This window comes from Thioalkalivibrio thiocyanodenitrificans ARhD 1 (assembly GCF_000378965.1).
Taxonomy (GTDB): domain Bacteria; phylum Pseudomonadota; class Gammaproteobacteria; order Ectothiorhodospirales; family Ectothiorhodospiraceae; genus Thioalkalivibrio_A; species Thioalkalivibrio_A thiocyanodenitrificans.
In genome coordinates, this window is sequence record NZ_KB900536.1 from 2,433,524 (window position 1) to 2,453,266 (window position 19,743).

The 19,743-nt window shown below is 67.2% G+C and carries 20 protein-coding genes; 12 read left to right on the forward strand and 8 right to left on the reverse strand.

The features are described from left to right. Positions 1–160: 160 nt before the first annotated feature. The 3 genes from THITHI_RS0111535 to THITHI_RS0111545 are packed head-to-tail and all read right to left on the reverse strand — an operon-like array spanning position 161 to position 2,110. Positions 161–1,396 (reverse strand): hypothetical protein, encoded by a 1,236-nt coding sequence (locus tag THITHI_RS0111535; RefSeq protein WP_018233250.1) that lies wholly within the window; start codon positions 1,394–1,396, stop codon positions 161–163. Positions 1,397–1,400: 4 nt separating this feature from the next. Then, positions 1,401–1,679 carry a DUF2249 domain-containing protein gene (locus THITHI_RS18950; RefSeq protein WP_018233251.1) on the reverse strand — a complete coding sequence of 93 codons (279 nt, stop codon included), beginning with the start codon at positions 1,677–1,679 and terminating at the stop codon, positions 1,401–1,403. Then, complete coding sequence (locus THITHI_RS0111545; RefSeq protein ID WP_018233252.1) at positions 1,676–2,110, reverse strand: hemerythrin domain-containing protein; 435 nt, start codon at positions 2,108–2,110, stop codon at positions 1,676–1,678. The genes THITHI_RS18950 and THITHI_RS0111545 overlap by 4 nt, the downstream gene beginning before the upstream one ends. Before the next feature lie 169 nt (positions 2,111–2,279). Here THITHI_RS0111545 and hemF point away from each other — a divergent pair, with 169 nt between their 5' ends. Continuing rightward, positions 2,280–3,191, forward strand: a complete 912-nt coding sequence (gene hemF, locus THITHI_RS0111550; protein WP_026186288.1) for an oxygen-dependent coproporphyrinogen oxidase — start codon at positions 2,280–2,282, stop codon at positions 3,189–3,191. A gap of 57 nt (positions 3,192–3,248) precedes the next feature. Here hemF and THITHI_RS0111555 read toward each other — a convergent pair whose 3' ends face one another. Continuing rightward, positions 3,249–5,813, reverse strand: coding sequence for an EAL domain-containing protein (locus tag THITHI_RS0111555; protein ID WP_018233254.1), 2,565 nt, complete (start codon positions 5,811–5,813; stop codon positions 3,249–3,251). 269 nt (positions 5,814–6,082) lie between these two features. Between THITHI_RS0111555 and hemB the strand changes: the two genes are divergently transcribed. The 4 genes from hemB (at position 6,083) to THITHI_RS0111580 (ending at position 9,607) form a co-directional block, all read left to right on the forward strand. Further along, the gene (gene hemB / locus THITHI_RS0111565) at positions 6,083–7,093 is read left to right on the forward strand and encodes a porphobilinogen synthase (protein ID WP_018233256.1); all 1,011 of its coding nucleotides are present in this window, start codon (positions 6,083–6,085) and stop codon (positions 7,091–7,093) included. A 117-nt stretch (positions 7,094–7,210) separates the two neighbouring features. Then, positions 7,211–8,032, forward strand: coding sequence for a shikimate dehydrogenase (gene aroE, locus THITHI_RS0111570; protein WP_018233257.1), 822 nt, complete (start codon positions 7,211–7,213; stop codon positions 8,030–8,032). A gap of 173 nt (positions 8,033–8,205) precedes the next feature. Next, positions 8,206–8,862: an OmpA family protein gene (locus tag THITHI_RS0111575; protein ID WP_018233258.1), complete on the forward strand. Its 657-nt coding sequence runs from the start codon at positions 8,206–8,208 to the stop codon at positions 8,860–8,862. A gap of 208 nt (positions 8,863–9,070) precedes the next feature. Then, positions 9,071–9,607, forward strand: a complete 537-nt coding sequence (locus tag THITHI_RS0111580; protein ID WP_018233259.1) for a macro domain-containing protein — start codon at positions 9,071–9,073, stop codon at positions 9,605–9,607. A gap of 36 nt (positions 9,608–9,643) precedes the next feature. Here the strand turns inward: THITHI_RS0111580 and THITHI_RS0111585 are convergent, their stop codons facing one another. Together THITHI_RS0111585 and gorA are read right to left on the reverse strand one after the other, a co-directional pair. Further along, positions 9,644–10,171, reverse strand: a complete 528-nt coding sequence (locus THITHI_RS0111585) for a gamma carbonic anhydrase family protein (protein WP_018233260.1) — start codon at positions 10,169–10,171, stop codon at positions 9,644–9,646. 32 nt (positions 10,172–10,203) lie between these two features. Continuing rightward, positions 10,204–11,550 (reverse strand): glutathione-disulfide reductase, encoded by a 1,347-nt coding sequence (gene gorA, locus THITHI_RS0111590; protein ID WP_018233261.1) that lies wholly within the window; start codon positions 11,548–11,550, stop codon positions 10,204–10,206. Between the two features lie 68 nt (positions 11,551–11,618). On the opposite strand from gorA, the gene ubiA reads away from it, so the two are divergent. Next, complete coding sequence (gene ubiA, locus THITHI_RS0111595) at positions 11,619–12,488, forward strand: 4-hydroxybenzoate octaprenyltransferase (RefSeq protein ID WP_018233262.1); 870 nt, start codon at positions 11,619–11,621, stop codon at positions 12,486–12,488. Positions 12,489–12,603: 115 nt separating this feature from the next. Here the strand turns inward: ubiA and THITHI_RS0111600 are convergent, their stop codons facing one another. Further along, positions 12,604–13,347, reverse strand: a complete 744-nt coding sequence (locus THITHI_RS0111600; RefSeq protein WP_018233263.1) for a ComF family protein — start codon at positions 13,345–13,347, stop codon at positions 12,604–12,606. Between the two features lie 59 nt (positions 13,348–13,406). Here THITHI_RS0111600 and THITHI_RS0111605 point away from each other — a divergent pair, with 59 nt between their 5' ends. The 4 genes from THITHI_RS0111605 to bioF all read left to right on the forward strand — a co-directional run bounded on the left by THITHI_RS0111605 (position 13,407) and on the right by bioF (position 16,803). After that, positions 13,407–13,784 carry a hypothetical protein gene (locus THITHI_RS0111605; protein WP_026186290.1) on the forward strand — a complete coding sequence of 126 codons (378 nt, stop codon included), beginning with the start codon at positions 13,407–13,409 and terminating at the stop codon, positions 13,782–13,784. A 4-nt stretch (positions 13,785–13,788) separates the two neighbouring features. Continuing rightward, the gene (bioB, locus tag THITHI_RS0111610) at positions 13,789–14,793 is read left to right on the forward strand and encodes a biotin synthase BioB (RefSeq protein WP_018233265.1); all 1,005 of its coding nucleotides are present in this window, start codon (positions 13,789–13,791) and stop codon (positions 14,791–14,793) included. Positions 14,794–14,870: 77 nt separating this feature from the next. After that, complete coding sequence (locus THITHI_RS0111615; RefSeq protein WP_018233266.1) at positions 14,871–15,641, forward strand: class I SAM-dependent methyltransferase; 771 nt, start codon at positions 14,871–14,873, stop codon at positions 15,639–15,641. Continuing rightward, on the forward strand, positions 15,634–16,803 hold the full coding sequence (bioF, locus tag THITHI_RS0111620; RefSeq protein ID WP_018233267.1) for an 8-amino-7-oxononanoate synthase: 1,170 nt from the start codon (positions 15,634–15,636) through the stop codon (positions 16,801–16,803). Before THITHI_RS0111615 ends, bioF begins: the two co-directional genes overlap by 8 nt. 19 nt (positions 16,804–16,822) lie before the next feature. Here bioF and THITHI_RS0111625 read toward each other — a convergent pair whose 3' ends face one another. Beyond that, complete coding sequence (locus tag THITHI_RS0111625) at positions 16,823–17,446, reverse strand: FMN-binding negative transcriptional regulator (protein ID WP_018233268.1); 624 nt, start codon at positions 17,444–17,446, stop codon at positions 16,823–16,825. 271 nt (positions 17,447–17,717) lie between these two features. Between THITHI_RS0111625 and THITHI_RS0111630 the strand changes: the two genes are divergently transcribed. Beyond that, positions 17,718–18,212, forward strand: coding sequence for a hypothetical protein (locus THITHI_RS0111630; protein ID WP_018233269.1), 495 nt, complete (start codon positions 17,718–17,720; stop codon positions 18,210–18,212). 58 nt (positions 18,213–18,270) lie between these two features. Continuing rightward, positions 18,271–19,710 (forward strand): sodium:solute symporter family protein, encoded by a 1,440-nt coding sequence (locus tag THITHI_RS0111635; protein ID WP_018233270.1) that lies wholly within the window; start codon positions 18,271–18,273, stop codon positions 19,708–19,710. Positions 19,711–19,743: the final 33 nt, after the last annotated feature.

Sequence of the window (19,743 nt, forward strand, 5' to 3'; positions counted from 1 at the left end):
CTTCCGCCGTCACCCGCAAGAGCCCCCCCTTGACATGCCGCCACAGCCCGCCACGCTCCTGACAACTGACAACTGACAACTGACAACTGACAACTGACAACTGACAACTGACAACTGACAACTGACAACTGACAACTGACAACTGACAACTGACAACTGACTAATCCCGATACGCCCGGTACTTACGCACCGCCCCCCACAGGTTCCAGAACAGATACATTCCATTGGCAGCCCAGGCCAGGCCGGCGGGCCACGGCGGCAGTGACAGCATCACGGTCAGTGACAGCAGCACCAGCGATGCAAGATACAGCCACCACTGCCGGCGTGCATGGGATTCGGGGATGATCTGTCTCATGTTGGGCAGCCCGGCCTGATTGCCGCGCCGGTTGGTGAGGTGCAGCCAGATGAGAAATGGCACGATCTTGTAGAGCATGCCGTTGACGGCCGCCGTGGCGAAGCCGGCCAGGAACAGCACCCCGATCAGGACCTCCACCCGCGCGTCGGGCCGGTAGAGCCACACCACCCAGGCCAGCACGGCCAGCAGCAGCGAGCCCATGGCCACGCGCCAGAAGTCCAGTGTGGCGTCCGGGATCCGGCGGCGCCGGAACTGCTGCAGCCGGAGTGTCCACAGGCCGAAAGCCGCCAGGGTTGCGGCCAGCAGCAGTGAAAGCCAGACCGACGGCCACAGACTCCACAGGGACAGCAGGAGCACCACCAGCGGCACCAGCGCCCGACGCAGCCACCCGGGATAGGGCGAGGTGAGCTGGAACATGGGCACCACCTGGTAGGCGACCCCCATGATCAGCCCCGTGATCCAGACCAGCGAGGCCCAGCCGATGTGAAGGCGGGTCATGGGATGAGCGAGCGGCACCTGCCAGCCGGACCGCCACAGCAGCCAGATCACGAGCGCCACGCTGCCCAGCAGGGCCAGCAGGGCCAGCGCCATGGCGGGGATGGTCTCGTGGCGGGACCCGGAGCGCCACAGGGCATGGCAGCATACGGTGACGAACAGCAGTATCGCCATCGCCAGGAGCGCGCCACCGGACTGCAGCCCGATCTGCCATCCCCGGCCCATGCCGGCCACCAGCAGCACCGTGCCCGGTGTCCACAGTCCGTACAGCACCCGGCTGAAACCCTCGGGCCGTGGCAGGCGCGCGCCGGCCAGTACGGGCACCAGCTGCTGGACCGCGCCCGCCATGCACATCCCCAGAAAGCCCAGGGTCAGCATGTGGGTGAGCGCCAGCATCGCCGGGCTCCAGCGGGTTGTGAACAGCCCGTCGGGGGCGAACATCAGGGTCAGCCCGGCCGCCATAAGAAACAGCGGCGCGGTGAGAAAGAAGCGCAGTGGCACCCACAGGGGCGGGGTCTGTGAAAGACTGAGCGCGCCCGCGTTCACGCCGTCATTCGTGCCAGGGGGGCAGGGATGCGGCGGCCGCCCGTGCGGCCCGTGCGGCGCCGTCGTCGTCGCGATGCCAGATGAAGACCTCGCAATTGTCGGATCTGCGGCGGGTGTCGCTGTCGAAGCCCTGCGCGTCCAGCCAGGGGTAGAGGTGCAGGGGCTTCATGCGGTGGACCATGTGCAGGTACTGCCCGTCGCCCAGGCCCCGTGCGGCCTCGATGGCCCGCTGCAGGGGTTCGGGCGCCTCCAGTGCCGAGACATCGAGCAGGACCTCGCTCATTGCAGATCCCGCATCTGCCGCAGCAGTTCCTCCAGCCGGCCGGCGAGCATCCGGTCGGTCATGGGATAGAGCATCTGCTCCTCCTTGGCATTGTGCTGCTGCATCAGGATCAGCAGGGTCTCCGATGCGCCCAGGTAGTCGTCGAAACGACCAACTGCCAGTGCCTCGCCCATCTGCCCGAACAGTTCACGCATCTGCCCGTGCTCGTGGCGCATCACCGCCGTCGGCCCCATGCTGTTGCCGGTGGCCTCCTCGAAGGCCGGGAACAGGACATCCTCCTCCATGCGCAGGTGGTGTTCCATGGCGTCCACGAAGCGCGTGTGGGCGTCGGCCGCCTTTGCGTCACGTGCGGCCGCCGCCTGCTCGGCCACGGCAAACAGTTCGTCGCAGCGCTGATGATCGCCGCCCAGATACTCGCTGAATGTGTGCATCGATGGTTTCCTCCTTGGTCGCCAGAATATCCGAGTGTCGGGGTCGGGAACCATGATCACGGTCAAGCGCGCGCGCCGGCCGGCGCGGATCCGGTGTGCCCCCGGGGCTGGAGATTACTGCGCGCAGGCGGTACCGTGCATCTTCGATTCCGGACAGACCGCCCGCGCCATGACCGAACACGCCGCCATTGACCCTGTCATCGACTATCTCACCGGACTCCAGGAGCGCATCTGCCGGGGTGTTGCCGGCGTGGACGGGGAGGGGGCCTTTCTCGAGGACAGCTGGACCCGGGCCGAAGGCGGCGGCGGGCGCAGCCGGGTGTTATCGGAAGGGCGCGTGTTCGAACAGGCGGGTATCAACTTCTCCCACGTCATGGGCGACAATCTGCCGCCCTCGGCCACGGCCCATCGTCCGGAACTGGCCGGACGCCGTTTTCAGGCCACCGGCGTGTCCCTGGTGATTCATCCCCGCAATCCCCATGTGCCCACCTCCCATGCCAACGTGCGTTTCTTCATCGCCGAGAAGGAGGGTTGCGATCCCATCTGGTGGTTCGGCGGCGGGTTTGACCTGACGCCCTACTACGGGCAGGACGAGGACTGCGTGCATTGGCACACCGTGGCGCGGCGGGCCTGCGAACCGTTCGGTGCCGAGGTCTATCCGAGATACAAGCAGTGGTGTGACGAGTATTTCTTTCTCAAGCACCGCAACGAGCCCCGGGGCATCGGCGGTTTGTTCTTCGATGATCTGAACGAGTGGGGTTTCGAGCGCAGCTTCGCCTTCATGAGAAGTGTCGGTGACCACTACCTGGACGCCTACCTGCCCATCGTGGAGCGGCGCATGGCCACCCCCTACGGAGACAGGGAGCGTGATTTCCAGCTCTATCGGAGAGGGCGCTACGTGGAGTTCAACCTGGTCTACGACCGGGGCACCCTGTTCGGCCTGCAGTCGGGGGGGCGTACGGAGTCGATTCTCATGTCCCTGCCGCCCCTGGTGCGCTGGCGCTACAACTGGCAGCCGGAGCCGGGCACGCCCGAGGCGCGCCTGTATGCGCACTATCTCAAACCAAGGGACTGGGTCTGAAGACGGTGGCCGGGAAGGGTGATTCGTCCCGGCGCGCCTGAATCCTGAGACACGACACTAGTGCAGCCTGTCCTGGGGCAGGCCTTCGAATCCGGTCAGCGCGGGTGCCGGTTCCGGGAAGGTCACCGGCCGCGGCTCGTCCGCGGGCAGGCCCAGATAATGTCCCTGCACGTGATCGACCCCGATGCCGCGCAGGATCTGCAGGACCTCGTCGCATTCCACGAACTCGGCCACGCTGATCAGGCCCATGGCGTGCACGATGTCGTTCATGGCGGACACCATCGTGCGGTCGGATTCGTCCCTGTGCAGATCACGGACGAACTGCCCGTCGAACTTGACGATGTCCACCGGCAGTTGCTTGAGGTGAGACAGGGAACAGAACCCGGTGCCGAAATCATCCAGGGCGAAGCGTACGCCCAGGGTGCGCAGGGTGTCGATGAACTCGCGGGCGGCGGAGAGATTGAGGATCGCGCTGGTCTCGGTGATCTCGAAGACCAGGCAGGTACGGTCCACGGTGGTGGCGCGAACCATATCCTGGATGCGCTTCAGGGTCCCCGGATCGCCCAGGGTGCGGCCCGACAGGTTGACGTTCAGGACCACGTTGCGACCGTCGGCATGCAGGGCACGGAGTTCCCGGAGGGCACGCGCCACCACCCTGGCGTCGATCTCCGGGATCAGGCCGAAGCGTTCGGCCACGGGAATGAACTCGCCGGGCAGGATCAGACCGCCGTTGCTGCCCTTGAGCCGTATCAGGGTCTCGTACTGCTCCCGGGGGCGGCGACCGCCGCCCCCGGCCACCGCCAGGATGGGCTGGAACTGGAGGACGAACGTGTCCCGTTCCAGCGCCTCCCGGAGTTGTTCGACGTAGGCCAGATCCCGCCCCATGAAGGCGCGTACATCCTGCTCGGGTTCGCACACGTGGAACTGGTTGCTTCCGGCCTGCTTGGCCACATGGCAGGCAATATCGGCGTTGGCCAGCACATCGGCCGGGGTCTCGCTGCCGCGTCCCAGCCAGGCGGCCCCGATGCTGATGTTCAGCCGGTAATTGCGCTCGTCCACCCGAAAGACGGTTTCATGGAGCAGGCGTCGCAACGCCTCGCTGACACGGTTCAGACCCTCCGCGTCCGTCTGGGGCAGGATCAGGGCGAACTCGTCCCCGCCCAGCCGGGCCAGTACCAGTTCCTCGCCCAGGTGCGCACGCAGGCGCCGGGATACGTCCACCAGCAGGGTATTGCCGACCAGGTGACCGGCCGTGTCGTTGACGTACTTGAAGCGGTCAAGATCCAGGACCAGTACCGCGCTCTGCAGCCCGGTGGCCTGACAGCGGGCGTGTTCCGCTTCCAGCGCCCGTTCCAGGTAGCGCCGGTTGTACAACCCGGTCAGTTCATCATGCTCGGCCTGCCAGTGCAGCTGCGCCTCCATGGCATTGCGCTCGGAGATGTCCTGGAAGGCCACCACCGAACCCCTGTCCCGGTAGGATTCCACCAGCGGCTGAATACTGCCCTCCACGGGTATCAGCCGCCCCGAGCGGTGCCGGAACACCGCCTCCCAGCTGCCCAGGGTGTCGCCCCGGGCATACGCCCGGCTGAGCGGACATCGCTCGGGCGGCACCGGACGTCCCTGGCGATTGACCGCGTGGAACAACATGTGGGCCGACTGGCCCATGACCTCCTCCGGTCCGGAAATGCCCAGGATGCTGCATGCGGTCGGGTTGATGAACGTGATGCGCCCCTCGGTATCGACGCCGTAGATCCCGTCGCCGGCCGAGGTCAGGATGGCCTCCAGGCGGGAACGTCCGGCCTCCACCTCCTTGTGGGCCAGGATGGACCGCCAGAGTGCCCCGATACGTGCGAGAAAGAGGTTCTCCGCCTCGTTCTTGAACAGGCATTCCACAGCACCCGCTTCCAGGCAGTTGCGGATCACCTCGTCGTTGTAGACGCCGGTCAGGACCGCCAACTCCATGTGGGCGGTCCGCGGGTCCGCCCTCAGGCGGGCACAGAGCCGGTCGCCATTCTCCCCCGGCATGAAGTGATCCACCACGGCCAGGTCGAAGTGGTCCCGGGTCGCCAGCTCGAAGGCGGAGCCCGGGTCCGCGCAGGATTCCACCTGATAGCCCTCCCGGCTCAGCAGGCGGTGATAGAAGAAGCGTACGCTGGGGGAGTCGTCCACCAGCAGGATCCGGATACCCCGGTCCGGGCGGGCGGGTGCCACCGTGGCGGGGTTGAGCATCAGCGCCAGGGTACCGCCCACCTCATGATGGTCATCCCACGGGACCAGGGCGGAGAGGCGGCGCTCCTGGACCCACCTGACCAGCGGGTCCGCCAGCTCCTGTGTCAGCAGCACCACGGCCAGATGGGCATAGTCGGGTTGGTTCAGGCAGGCGAGCAGAGGATGTGCCGATTCGCCGGGCACCGCGGACCAGCCCAGCAGAACGCCGTCTACGTCCGATGTCCCGGCAGTGTCCGTGAGCCGCGCCAGCGCAGCCGCCGGGCTGTCGAACGCCACGGCCTCGAACCCGTGCCTTTCCAGGCCCCGGCACAGGATGTAGCGAAGTGTCGTTGATTCCTCCACCACGACGATGCGGTGCATGCCGGGCCCCATCCCCTTGTTTATCAATGCCATTTATATCCGGTAACAGTAGCCCAACGCCGTCACTGCGGCCAGCCGCCGGTCGAATCGCCCGACGAGCGGTGCCTGTTGCAGCGAAATCATACCCGATGTCGCCAAGCGCGGTTCGAAGCGCGATGGGATCCCGGCGCCCGGACGGGACGCTGTCCGGCCTATGCCGAGGCCCCGGAAGCGCATCGCCCCATGCATGGCGGGCGGCCTTCGGCTATCCTGTGGCTGCCGCTTGCGGCGCAGGCATCACCCATCCTCCGGAGTTTCGCAGCATGTCCCAGTACAACGGCTATTTTCCCCTGTCGCGCCCGCGGCGCATGCGCCGCGATGCGTTCTCCCGGCGCCTGATGCGGGAACACCGGCTGACCACCGATGACCTGATTCAGCCGGTGTTCGTGCTGGAAGGCCGCGAGTGCCGCGAACCGGTGCCGTCCATGCCGGGGGTGGAGCGCCTGTCGGTGGATCTGCTGTGCCGCGAGGCCGAGGCCTGCGCCTCGCTCGGCGTGCCCGCCATGGCGCTGTTTCCGGTCACGCCCCCGGAGGCAAAGAGCGAGGATGCGGCGGAGGCCTTCAACCCGGAGGGGCTGGCCCAGCGGGCGGTCCGCGCCGTCAAGGACGCCGTACCCGAACTGGGGGTGATCACCGACGTGGCCCTGGACCCGTTCACCACCCACGGCCAGGACGGACTCATCGACGACACCGGTTACGTGATGAACGACGAGACGGTGGATGTACTGATCCAGCAGGCCCTCTCCCACGCCGAGGCGGGTGCGGACGTGGTGGCCCCCTCGGACATGATGGACGGCCGCATCGGCGCGATTCGCGAGGCCCTGGAGGAGGCCGGGCATATTCATACGCGTATCCTTGCCTATTCCGCCAAGTATGCCTCCGGCTACTACGGTCCCTTCCGCGACGCGGTAGGTTCCGCCGCCAGCCTGGGTGCCGGCAACAAGTACACCTACCAGATGGATCCGGCCAACGGCGACGAGGCCCTGCGGGAAGTGGCCATGGATCTGGAGGAGGGCGCCGATATGGTCATGATCAAGCCGGGCATGCCCTATCTGGACATCGTGCGCCGGGTCAAGGACGCGTTCGGCGCCCCCACCTTCGTCTACCAGGTGAGCGGCGAGTACGCCATGCTCAAGGCCGCCGCGCAGAACGGCTGGCTGGACGAGCGCGCCTGCGTGCTGGAGGCGCTCACCTCCATGAAGCGCGCCGGTGCCGACGGCATCCTCACCTATTACGCCCGGCAGGTGGCGGAATGGCTTAAAGACAGTGGCTAGTCTCAAGTGGCAAGTGGCAAGGAAAATCAAGGGCCGTTCTCCCTCACCTTCAGGGAGAGGGCCGGGGTGAGGGTGGTGTTCCTTGCCACTTGAGACTAGCCACTAGCCACTGATCTTATGGATTATTACGCCGTCATCGGCCACCCCATCGGCCACAGCAAGTCGCCCCGCATCCACGCGCTGTTTGCCGAGCAGACGGGGCAGGCGCTGCGTTACGAGGCGGTGCTGGCGCCGCTGGACGGGTTTGCGGGCACCGTGCGTGATCTGGTAGCGCGGGGTTATCGGGGCTTCAACGTCACGGTGCCCTTCAAGGGCGAGGCCTTTGTGCTGGCCGACGAACTGACGGACCGCGCGCGGCGCGCCGGGGCGGTCAACACCCTCAAGGTGGAGGATGACGGGCGGCTGTTGGGGGAGAACACCGACGGCGTGGGGCTTGTCACCGATCTGACCCGCAACCTGGGTATCCGGTTGCGCGACCGGGAGGTCCTCGTGCTGGGCGCGGGCGGCGCGGTGCGCGGTGTGCTGGCGCCGTTGCTGGCCGAGGGGCCGGCGGGGCTGCACATCGCCAATCGCACGGGCAGCCGGGCGGAGGAACTGGCCCGGGATTTCGCGGACCTTGGGCCGGTTACCGGCGGGGACCTGGACAGCCTGCGGGGTCGCCATTCACACCTGTTGATCAACGGCACCTCCGCCGGGCTGGATGATGAGGTGCCGCCGTTGCCCGATGACCTGTTGCGCCCGGGGGTGGATTGCTATGACATGATGTACGGGGATCGGCCCACGGCCTTCCTGCGCTGGGCCGTCGCCCACGGCGCGGCACGCACCGCCGATGGCCTCGGCATGCTGGTGGAACAGGCCGCCGAGTCCTTCGCCCTGTGGCGGGGCATCCGGCCGAGGACGGCGCCCGTGATCCGGGTCCTGAGGCCCGTTCAGCCCTGATTCATTCAACCGAGGCATCATGAAATTCAAGGTTCAAGGTTCAAGGTTCAAGGTTCAACGTTCAAGGTTCAATGTTCAACGCTCAAGGGTGCGTGCCCCAAGCCAATGAAATCCGCATTTCCAGCCTTGAACCTTGAACCGTGAATTGTGAACCGCCTTTCCCGGAGATCGCCATGAACAAGCCGCTTCTCACGCTTCTGCTGGCCGGTATCGTCGGCTTCACAGGCTGCACCACGCTCGACCCGTACACCGGCGAGGAGCGGACCAGCCGCGCCACCCAGGGGGCGCTGATCGGCGCCGCCGCCGGTGCGGTGATCGGCAATGTCACCGGCCGTCGCGATCGCACCAAGCGTGCCATGATCGGCGCCGGCATCGGCGCGCTGGCCGGCGCCGCTGTGGGCAATTACATGGATCAGCAGGAGGCGGAACTGCGCCGGGAGCTGGAAGGCACGGGCGTGAGCGTCACCCGCGACGGCGACCACCTGATCCTCAACATGCCGGGTAATGTGACCTTCGACGTGAACCGGGACGAGGTGAAATCGGAGTTCTACGAAGTGCTCAACTCCGTGGCCCTGGTGGTGAAGAAGTATGACAAGACCGCCATCGAGGTGGCAGGGCACACCGACAGCACGGGCACCGTGGAACACAACATGGGCCTCTCGCAGCGTCGGGCCGACAGCGTGGCCCGCTACCTGGCGGGCCAGGGCATCCAGCCGGTGCGCATCGACACCATCGGCTTCGGGCCCCACCGGCCCGTCGCCGACAACAGCACCGCCGGGGGGCGCGCCCTCAACCGGCGGGTGGAGCTGACCCTCATTCCGCTGACCTGAGGCCTGGCCGGAAGGCGTGAGGTGTCAGGCGAAAGGGGTGCGCCCGTGCCTGCGCGCGATCCCTCCACCCCTCGCCTGATGCCTGACCTGTCACCTGTCACCTGTCACCTGTCACCCCTCACCCCTTCCCGAGCCCGGGCACTCGACGGTTCCGGCGAACATTGTCTATCCTCGGACGACACAGGCGTTCGTTTCGAGGATTCCTTCCATGGATCGCAGGACCCTGCGTGGGGTGGTGATCGAATGCGTCACCGGCGACATCGTGCGCCAGCCGGACATGGACGCCATCGTGAATGCAGCCAATGCCCAATTGCGCCCGGGCGGCGGTGTCGCCGGGGCGATCCATCGTGCGGCCGGCCCGGGCCTCGATCAGGAGTGCCGCGAGTTCGCGCCCATCGAACCGGGCGAGGCGGTGATCACCAGCGGGCAGCAGCTCCCGAACCGCTTCGTGATCCATTGCCTGGGTCCCGTCTACGGGCGGGACGAGCCTTCGGACAGGTTGCTGGCCGCCTGCTACCGCAATGCCCTGCGCCTGGCCGACCAGGCGGATATCGGGGCGCTCGCGTTTCCGGCGATCTCCACGGGTGCATTCGGTTTTCCCATGGATGCCGCCGCCCGCATCGCGATTGGCACCGTTGCCGATGAGGCATCGAAACTGCGCTCCGTCCGCCACGTGCGCTTTGTCCTTCACGATCCGGAGGATCAGGCGCTCCACGTGCGGGTGCTCCAGGAACTCGTCGGGTAACGGGACGACCGCGACCGGCAAATGCGGAGAATCCGGTCATGCGTCCGAATGGCGGTTCTTCAGACGAACATAGTGCTCGGCGGAGTAGCGCAGGTATTCGCGTTCGCGGTCGGTGAGTTCCCGCACCCGACGTGCCGGGCTGCCCTGCCACAGGTAACCGCCCTCCAGGTGCTTGTCGGGTGTGACCAGGCTGCCGGCCCCCAGCAGGGTGTCCGGTTCGATCACCGCCCCGTCCATGACCACGCTGCCCATGCCGATCAGGCAGCGCTCGCCGATGGTGCAGGCATGCAGCACCACCTTGTGCCCCACGGTCACGTCGTCACCCACTAAGAGCGGCAGGCCGCCGGGCATGAACCGGCTGTCGTGGGTAACATGCAACACCGAGCCGTCCTGGATATTGGTGCGCGCCCCGATCTCGATGCGCTGAATGTCCCCCCGCACCACCGTCATGGGCCAGATCGAACTGTCCGCCCCGATGGTCACCTCCCCCACCACCAGCGCCATCTCGTCCACCCACGCACTGGCGTGGATGTCCGGCACATGCCCCTCAAACGATCGGATCATTTGTTCCTTCCTTCTAGCCACTTGCCACTGCCTTATCTCATGGTCACCAGCTCTTCCGCGCTGGTGGGATGCAGCGCCACCGTATCATCCAGGTCCTGCTTGGTTGCACCCATGCGAATGGCCACAGCGAAACCCTGGAGCATCTCGTCGGCGCCGGGGCCGATGATGTGCGCGCCCACCACCTTGTCCTTTGCCCCCACTGTGATGAGTTTCATGGCCGTCATCACCTTGTGCTCCGTCAAGGCGTGAAACATGCCGGTGAAGCGGGTCGTGTAGACCTTCACCGCATCGCCGTGAGTCTCGCGGGCCTCGTCCTCGGTCAGCCCCACGGTGCCGATGGGCGGGTGGCTGAACACCACGCTGGGGATGTTCTCGTAGACGAGCCGCCGCTCGGGCTGTCCGCCGAACAGGCGGTCCGCCAGCCGGCGCCCGGCGGCGATGGCCACGGGCGTCAGCGCAGGCCCGCCGGTGACATCGCCGATGGCGTAAACGCCTTCGACATTGGTGTTCTGAAATCCGTCCACCGGGATGAAGCCGTCCCCGTCCCGGATGACACCCGCCGCATCCAGGCCAAGGTCCGCGGTGTTGGGCTTGCGCCCCACGGCCCAGATCACCGCGTCGTACTCACCGCCGCTTTCCGCCTGTTCGCATGCCACGCTGATGCCGCCCGCGGTCCGCGTCAGCCCGGTGATGGCCGTGCGGGGCAGGACGTTCACGCCGTCGGCGAGCATCTGTTCCATGAGCGTGTCGCGCAGCATGGGGTCGAAACTGCGCAGAAAGGTCTCGCGACGCAGGTACATGCTCACCCGGGTGCCCAGGGCATTGAGCATCCCGGCCAGTTCCACGGCGATGTACCCGGCGCCGATCACCGCCACCCGTTCGGGCCGGTGCTCCAGGGCGAAGAAGCCGTCGGAGTCAATGCCCAGTGCGGCGCCCGGCACGTCCGGGATCACCGGCCGACCGCCTACGCCGATGACCACGTGATCGGCACTGATGCGGCGCCCCTCCACATCCAGGGTCCGCGGCTCCACGAAGCGAGCGTGGCCCGGGATCTCGGCCACGTCGGAGTCCTCCAGGTAGGTGTGATACCAGGTGTTGATGCCGCTGATGTAGGCCTCGCGCCTGCGCGCCAGTTCCGCCCAGTCGAAGCCTCCGACCCGGAGGTCGAAACCGTAATCCGCTGCGTCGCGCAGACGGTGCGCCAGGTCTGCGCCGTACCACATGATTTTCTTGGGTACGCAGCCCACGTTTACACAGGTCCCGCCCAGACGCCCGGACTCCACCACCGCACAGCGTGCGCCGAAACGGGCGGCGCGCTCGGCCACCGACAGGCCGCCGCTGCCGCCGCCGATGGCGATCAGGTCATAGTGTTCGGACATGGTCTCTCCTCAACCGGAAGGTTTCGTTTGGTACACTCTACGGCCCCTGCGACCGGAAGCGAAAGTCCATGCCCTCCGCCCTCGAACGGCTCAAGGCCTATGCCCTGCTGGTGCGCCTGCACCGCCCCATCGGCATCTACCTGCTGCTGTGGCCCGCGCTCTGGGCGCTGTGGGTGGCCGCCGAAGGCTGGCCCCGGCCGGACGTGCTGCTGATCTTCATCGCGGGTGTGGTGCTCATGCGCTCGGCCGGCTGCGCCATCAACGACTACGCCGACCGCCACATCGATCCTCATGTGGCCCGTACCCGCGAACGGCCCATCGCGTCGGGGCTCGTCTCGCCCCGGGAGGCGCTGGCGGTATTCGTCGTGCTCTGCCTGCTGGCCTTCGTGCTGGTGCTGTTCCTCAACCGGCTGACCATCCTGCTGTCCCTGGTGGCGGTGGTGCTGGCGGGCAGCTATCCGTTCATGAAGCGCCTGCACCACCTCCCCCAGGTGCATCTGGGGGCGGCCTTCGGCTGGGCCGTGCCCATGGCTTTCGCCGCCCAGACCGGTGAATTTCCGCCGCCCGTGGCCTGGCTGATATTCATCGCCGCGGTGTTGTGGGCCACGGTCTATGACACCTTCTACGCAATGGCCGATCGCGAGGATGACCTGCGCCTGGGAGTCAAATCCAGCGCCATTCTGTTCGGTGAGGCGGACCGCATGATCACCGGCATCCTGCAGCTTCTGCTCCTGTGGAGCCTTTGGCTGGTGGGCCGTGAGGCCGGGCTGGGCCTGTGGTACTGGCTCGGGCTTGCCGTCGCCGCCGGCTCTGCCCTCTACCAGCAGTACCTGATCGTGGAGCGCCGGCCCGCCGCGTGTTTCCGGGCGTTTCTCAACAACCACTGGTTCGGCGCGGCGGTGTTTGCAGGCGTGTTCCTGGACTACCTTTTGAAGTGAGAAGTGTGAATTGGGAAGTAGGAAAAAGACCTCAATTCGCACTTCCCAATTCACACTTCCGACTTCATTTCCTACTTCCCAATTCACACTTCCCACTTTGGCGCGGGCGTAGAACCTACGCCCGCGCCAGGACCCACACCTCCACCCGCTCCACCCCGGCCCGCCTGAGCAGGAGGGCGATCTCGCCCGCCGTCGAGCCGGTGGTCATGACATCGTCCACCAGGGCCACGCGTTCGGGCGGGGCGCAGGCAAGGGCGGGCGACAGGGCGAAGGCCTGGCGCACGTTGCGGCGGCGTTCCCGGCCGCGCAGGCCCTGCTGGGATGGGGTGGGGACCACGCGCCGGATCAGGGCCGGGGCCACCGACACCCCCAGGCGTCGGCCCAGGGGGCGGGCCAGTTCCAGGGCCTGATTGAATCCCCGCTCGCGCAGGCGCGCGGGATGCAGCGGCACCGGCAGGATCAGTTCAGGCAGGGGGTCCGGGACGGACAGGGTGTCGGCCCACAGGCTGCCCAGCAGACGGCCATGGGCCAGACGCCCCCGGTACTTGAGGCCGGCGATGAGGCGGTCCACGGGTGGCGCATAGTAAAACAGGGCACGGGTGGCGTCGAAGGCCGGCGGGCGCCGCAGGCAGGTACCGCACAGGGGGCCGGCGCGGTCGGGCAGCCGGCGGGCACAGGCGGCGCAGCCGTGCCGGAACCAGGGCAGTTCGGCTCGGCACGGCGCACACAGGTCCAGATCCCCGTGGCCCGGCGCCCGGCACACCAGGCACACGGGCGGGTAGAGCGCCCGCACCAGTGCCTTCGTCAGCCGGCCCGCGATGCGTACCGTGGCTCCGGGTACCTTCCCTGTCCCATTCATCGGCCTTCCTGTATATTGGCCCGTCCCGATGGCAACACACTGTATCACTGCGCCGTTTCATGTCGAAGCCTGAACCGAGGACCGTGCCGGCGCGATCGGCCCGTACGGCGGCCAAGTTGTTCAATTACGGCAATATCCTGGCCGTCCTGATGCCGTTTCCGCTGATCATCTTCTGGTTCGGGGCGTCCATGTTCGTCTATGCCATGAACCGGCATCACCCCAACGAGCGCGTGGGTCATTACACCCAGCAGGCCGCCTACCGCTTCTACGGGATTGTGGGCGCGCTGATCGTGGTGGGCACGTTCTTCCCCCCCCGGGTGAGCTACTTTCTCACCTACTGGGCGCTCACGGCGGCCGTGCTGATACCGTGGTCCATCATCGACATCATTCGCATCAACCGGGAAGAATGGCACGATGTGGTCATCCCCGAGGAGTAACGGCATGAGCGAGATCCGTCACGACTGGCAGGTGGAGGAGATCCTGTCGATGATGGGACGGCCCTTCAACGACCTGCTGTTCGCGGCCCATACGGTGCACCGGGCGCATTTCGATCCCAACGCCGTGCAGGTGAGCACCCTGCTGTCCATCAAGACCGGCGCCTGCCCGGAGGACTGCGGCTACTGCCCCCAGAGCGCCCACCATGACGTGGCGCTGGAGCGCGAGCGCCTGCTGCCGCTCGACGAGGTCATGGAAGCCGCGCGCAACGCCCGCTCCCACGGGGCCAGCCGCTTCTGCATGGGCGCCGCCTGGCGCAATCCCACCGACCGGAATCTCGAACGCGTGGTCGAGATGATCGAGGGCGTCAAGTCCCTGGGGCTCGAGACCTGCATGACCCTCGGGATGCTCAGCGAAGCCCAGGCCGCCCGGCTCCGGGAGGCCGGCCTCGACTACTACAATCACAATCTCGACACCTCGCCGGAGTTCTACGGGCAGGTGATCACCACGCGCACCTACCAGGACCGGCTCGACACCCTGGCCCATGTGCGTGATGCGGGCATCAACGTGTGCTCGGGCGGCATCCTGGGCATGGGGGAATCCCGGCACGACCGGGCGCGCCTGCTGCAGCAGCTGGCCAACCTGCCGAAGCACCCGGAATCGGTGCCCATCAACAACCTGGTGCAGGTGGAGGGTACGCCGCTGGCCGGCACCGAGCCCCTGGACCCGTTCGAGTTCGCGCGCACCATCGCCTGCGCGCGCATCATGATGCCCGCCTCGCACGTGCGCCTGTCCGCCGGACGTGCCGGCATGACCGATGAACTCCAGGCGCTGTGTTTCTTCGCCGGGGCGAACTCCATCTTTTACGGGGACAGGTTGCTCACCACCCCGAACCCGGCGGAGAACCACGACCGGCAGCTGTTCGAGCGTCTGGGCATCCATCCCATGGAGGCCGGCGACGAAGGCGCCTCCTGCGAGAACTGCGGCGGGGTGGACATCCACGCCGCGTAGGCCCGATCGTGGTGCCGCGTCCGGGCCGCGAACGATGAAGGTCGAGGTGGAAGGATGAACAACCGGTCCCCCGCCCCATGAGCGGTTTCACCGACCATTTCGCCACCGTCTCCGATGGCTACCGGCGCCATCGGCCCGGCTACCCGCCCGAACTGTTTGCCTGGCTCGCCGACCGCGCGCCCCACCGGCGGCTGGCCTGGGACTGCGCCACCGGCACCGGTCAGGCGGCGCGGGAACTGGCCCGCCACTTCGATCGGGTCGAGGCCACCGATGCCTCGGCGGCGCAGATCCGCAAGGCGCGGCCGTGCGACGGCGTGGTGTTCCGGCTGGCGCCCGCCGAGGCCGGCGGTCTCGGCGATCACAGCGTGTCCCTGGTCACGGTCGCCCAGGCGCTGCACTGGTTTAATGTCGATGCGTTCTACGGGGAAGTGCGGCGGGTGCTTTGCGCCGGCGGGCTGCTCGCCGTGTGGACCTACGGGCTCGCGCGCACCGGCGAGCCGGCCATCGATGCGTCGCTGGCGGCGTTCCACGACACGGAGCTGGGGCCGTACTGGCCGCCGCAACGCCGCCATGTGGTCAACGGCTACCGCGACCTTCCCTTTCCCTTCGACACACTGGACACCCCCGGCTTCACCATGCAACGCCATTGGAACCTTGAACAACTCACGGGCTATCTGGGCACCTGGTCCGCCGTGGCCCGGTGCCGCGAGGCCACCGGCACGGAGCCCCTGGATGCGCTTCGCCGGCGGCTCGCGCCCCTCTGGGAAGACCCGGCCGCCGTACGCGCGGTGCGCTGGCCCCTGACGCTGCGCGTGGGCCGGGCGGGCTCCGGCCCTTCCCATGCGTGATCTGGCGGCCGAACTGGACGAGCGGCGTGCGCGCGGGCTGTACCGCAGCCGGCGCATCCTGGAGGGTGTGCAGAAACCGGTACAGGTGGTGGACGGACGCAAGGTCGTGGCCTTCTGCTCCAACGACTACCTGGGGCTGGCCGGCCATGCGAAGGTGGTCGCCGCCTTTCGCCATGCGGTCGGCACCTACGGCGTCGGCGCGGGCGCCGCGCACCTGGTCAACGGTCACACCCGGGCGCACCACCAACTGGAAGAGGAACTGGCCGCCTTCACGAACCGTGAGCGGGCGTTGCTGTTCTCCACCGGTTACATGGCCAACATGGGCGTGGCCCAGGCCCTGGCGGGCCGGGGTGATCATGTCCTGGAAGACCGGCTCAACCATGCGTCCCTGATCGATGCGGGGCTGGTCTGCGGCGCCCGCTTCCAGCGTTACCGCCACGCCACGGGCGTCGATCTGGCCCAGCGCCTGGCCACCCTGGAGGCCACCGGCGAGCGGCTGGTGCTCACAGACGGCGTGTTCAGCATGGATGGCGATCTCGCCCCGCTGCCGGAGCTGTCCCGCATCGCCGCCGCGCACCACGCATGGCTCATGGTGGATGACGCCCACGGCCTGGGCGTGCTGGGCGCCACCGGCGCCGGCAGCCTGGAGCATTTCGGCCTGGACGCAGGGGAGGTGCCCATTCTCATGGGCACCCTCGGCAAGGCCTTCGGTACCGCCGGTGCCTTCGTGGCGGGCAGTGAGGCGCTCATCGAGACCCTGATCCAGTCGGCACGCACCTACGTCTATACCACGGCCATGCCGGCCGCCCTGGCCGAGGCCACCCGCGCCAGCCTGCAGATCGTGCGCACCGACGGCAGGCGCCGGGAAAAGCTGGCGGCGCTGGTGGCGCGATTCCGCGAGGGCGCGGGCCAGATCGGGCTCAGGCTCATGGAGAGCCCCACGCCCATCCAGCCCGTGCTGGTGGGCGACAGCGCCCGCGCCGTACGGATGAGCGAACACCTGCTGGAGCAGGGCATGCTGGTGCCCGCCATCCGCCCGCCCACGGTGCCCGAGGGCACGGCACGCCTGCGTGTGACCCTGAGCGCCGCGCACACGAAACCCCAGGTGGACCGCCTGCTGGAGGCCCTGGAAGCAGCGCAGGGTGCCGAGGCGCCCGCTTGAAACGCGGGCCGGGCATCGTTCACGTCATTCGTTCGGCCAGATCCTTCGCCGATTCGGTGCCTTCGCGGCGCAGACCCTCGGCCACGCCTGCCCGGTCTGCCGCGGAGCGGTCCTGGCTCAGCTTGTATTTGCCGAGCAGCCGGGTCAGGGGGATCTCGATTCCCACCACGCCGTTGATCATCCGCAGCAGGTAGTCGGCCGGCGCGTCAGACAACTGCCACGCCGGGTTTCGGCCCGGTTCATGCCGACGGGTCAGTTGTTCCAGGTGGCTGCGCAGCCACGCGCGATCCTGGATCACTTGCAACGCGCCGTAGGCGTGCACGACCATGTAGTTCCAGGTAGGCACTGCCCGTTGCGTTTCCTGCTTACCCGGATACCAGTTCGGGGAGACATAGGCGTCCGGCCCCTGAAAGATCACCAGTGCCTCGGTGCCCGGGTCGGCTTCGCGCCAGAGCGCATTGGCGCGTGCCACATGGCATTGAAGCGTGCCGCGGGGTCTCTGGGCGGTATCCAGGATGAAGGGCAGATGGTTGGCCTCGATCCCGGCCGGCCCGAAGGTGACGAGCGTACCGAAGGGGCGTTGACTGATCAGGTTGTGAAGGACATCCGCGCGGGATTCCTCGAAGTGCGCCGGGATGTGCATGCAGGTCTCCGTTGGTGCGTCATCGTGTCGAACCGGACGAATCCGGAAGGTACCCCACCGGGTCCAGAGGGGAAACAATTTCAACCGAGTTGGCCCGCACGGCCTGTCTTGATTCCTCCGCACGGGGCGTCTAGGGTAAAAAAACGACCATCTAGAGCGCCTGCCGTTCCGGGGTTTTCGGCCTTGCATGTCCTGCGGGGCGGTTGGCAGCCTTTTCGGGAAACCACGGATTCCAGCGCACCCGGTCTCGTGCACGCCACTGGAGAGTTGCTTGATCCCTTCGAGCCTGCAGCACCGCCCATTTCGCCGCCATGCCCGCACCCTCTGGCTGCTGGTCCTCGTGGTGTCGTTCCCCGGCGTGCTGCACGCCGGTTCCCATGCGCCGGAACTCAGTGCCTCCCCGGACCTGGCCCGGGCGGGGTACTTCCATCTGCGCTGGGCGCTGGACGATGTGGATGTTGACCGTTACACGGTGGAAGAGGCCGCCGATCCGGACTTCACCGATCCCGCTGTGCTCTACGAAGGCGCCGACCGCGCCACCGTGATCAGTGGCCGCAGTGACGGCACCTTCCACTTCCGCGTGCGCGCAAGCCTGGCCGACGGCGGCGAATCCGGGTGGAGCGATACGCAGACCGTGGAAGTCGTCCATCATCCCCGGGCCCAGGCCATCGGGTTGTTCATCCTGGGCGGACTGGTCTTTCTGGCCACGGTGGGTCTCATCGTCGCCGGGACGTCTGCCGGCCGCCGTGCGGCGGGGGGCGCGTGATGCGGGCCGGGGTGCGGCCAGTGCCTGAACCCGCCGGGCGGATGCCGGGGCGGTCCGCATGAGGGTCCAGGAAACCGCGGTCCTGGATCCGGGCCTGGCCTGGCTCCTGATCGGGATCTTCACCGCCCTGTACGTGGGCCTCGGCATCTGGTTCGGGCGGCGCGACAAGGAACTGGACCAGTTCGTTCTGGCGGGCAGAAAGGTGGGCCTGGCCGTGGGTACGGCCACCGCCATGGCCACCTGGGTGACCAGCAACACCACCATGATGGCCCCGCAGTTGGCCTACCAGATCGGCATCTGGGGCATGATCGGCTACGCCTTCGGCTCCGTGGGCCTGCTGCTGTTCGCTCCGCTGGCCAAGCGCATCCGCACCCTCATGCCCTACGGCTACACCAGCGGCGACTTCGTGCGCCTGCGCTACGGCAACCTGGGTTGGCGGGTGTTTCTCGCCATCTCGGTGTTCTACAGCTTCGGCTGGCTGGTGAGCCTCGGCATGGCCGGCGGCGTACTGATCCACGCGCTGTCCGGCATCCCGTACTGGCAGGGCATGACAGTGATCCTCGCCGCATGTGTCTCCTACACGCTGATCGGCGGGTTCCGGGCGGTCATCGGAACAGACTTCATCCAGTCCATCCTGATCCTCATCGGCCTGGTGGTGCTCGCCTGGCTCGTCATCGGCGGCGTGGGTTTCGACGAGATCCACGTGAGCCTGGAACTGGAGCGCCCGGAACTGCTGAACCTGCTCATGCCGGCAGCCATCATGTTCCTGTTCAACAACCTGCTGTTCGGGATGGGTGAGATCTTCCATTCCAACGTCTGGTGGACACGCGCGTACTCCTTCCGGGAGGGCGTGGGCATGTGGGCGTACCTGCTGGCCGGTATCTTCTGGCTGCCCATTCCCATCGTCGCCGGCTTCGTGGCGCTGGCCGCGCCGTCTCTGGGCGTGAACATCCCGGCGGCGGACATGGTGGGCCCGATCGTGGCCTCCGAGCTTCTGGGCCTGACCGGGGCGATCATCGTGCTCGTGATGGTTTTCGCAGCCTTGGCCTCGAGCCTGGACTCCCTGCTGGCCGCCACCGCCATGCTGGTGGTGCGCGACATCTATCACCGCCATTTCCGTCCCCAGTCTTCCGCCCAGCACCTGCGCACGGCCACCAAGGTCACGATCCTGCTGCTGGGTGTGATCACCTGGCTGCTGTGTCTGCCGCGCATCACCACGCTGGCGGAGTTGCTGCATTTCACCGGCGCGTTCGTTGCCAGCACCATCTGGCCCATCGCCGCCGGGTTGTACTGGCGGCGCACCAACCGCCTGGGGGCAACGGCCGCCATGGCACTGGGCAGCGCCGCGGGCATTACCGCGTACTTCCAGATCGGTTTCTATGTGGCGGCACTGGTGGGCGCCGCGGTGTCCATGGCCGTGGTGCTGCTGACCACCTGGCTCAGACCCCAGGACTTCGACTGGGAACAACTCAGGGAGCCGCCCCCCGATGATCACTGACAGGAGTTGAACGCCATGGCCTCCGTGGGATTT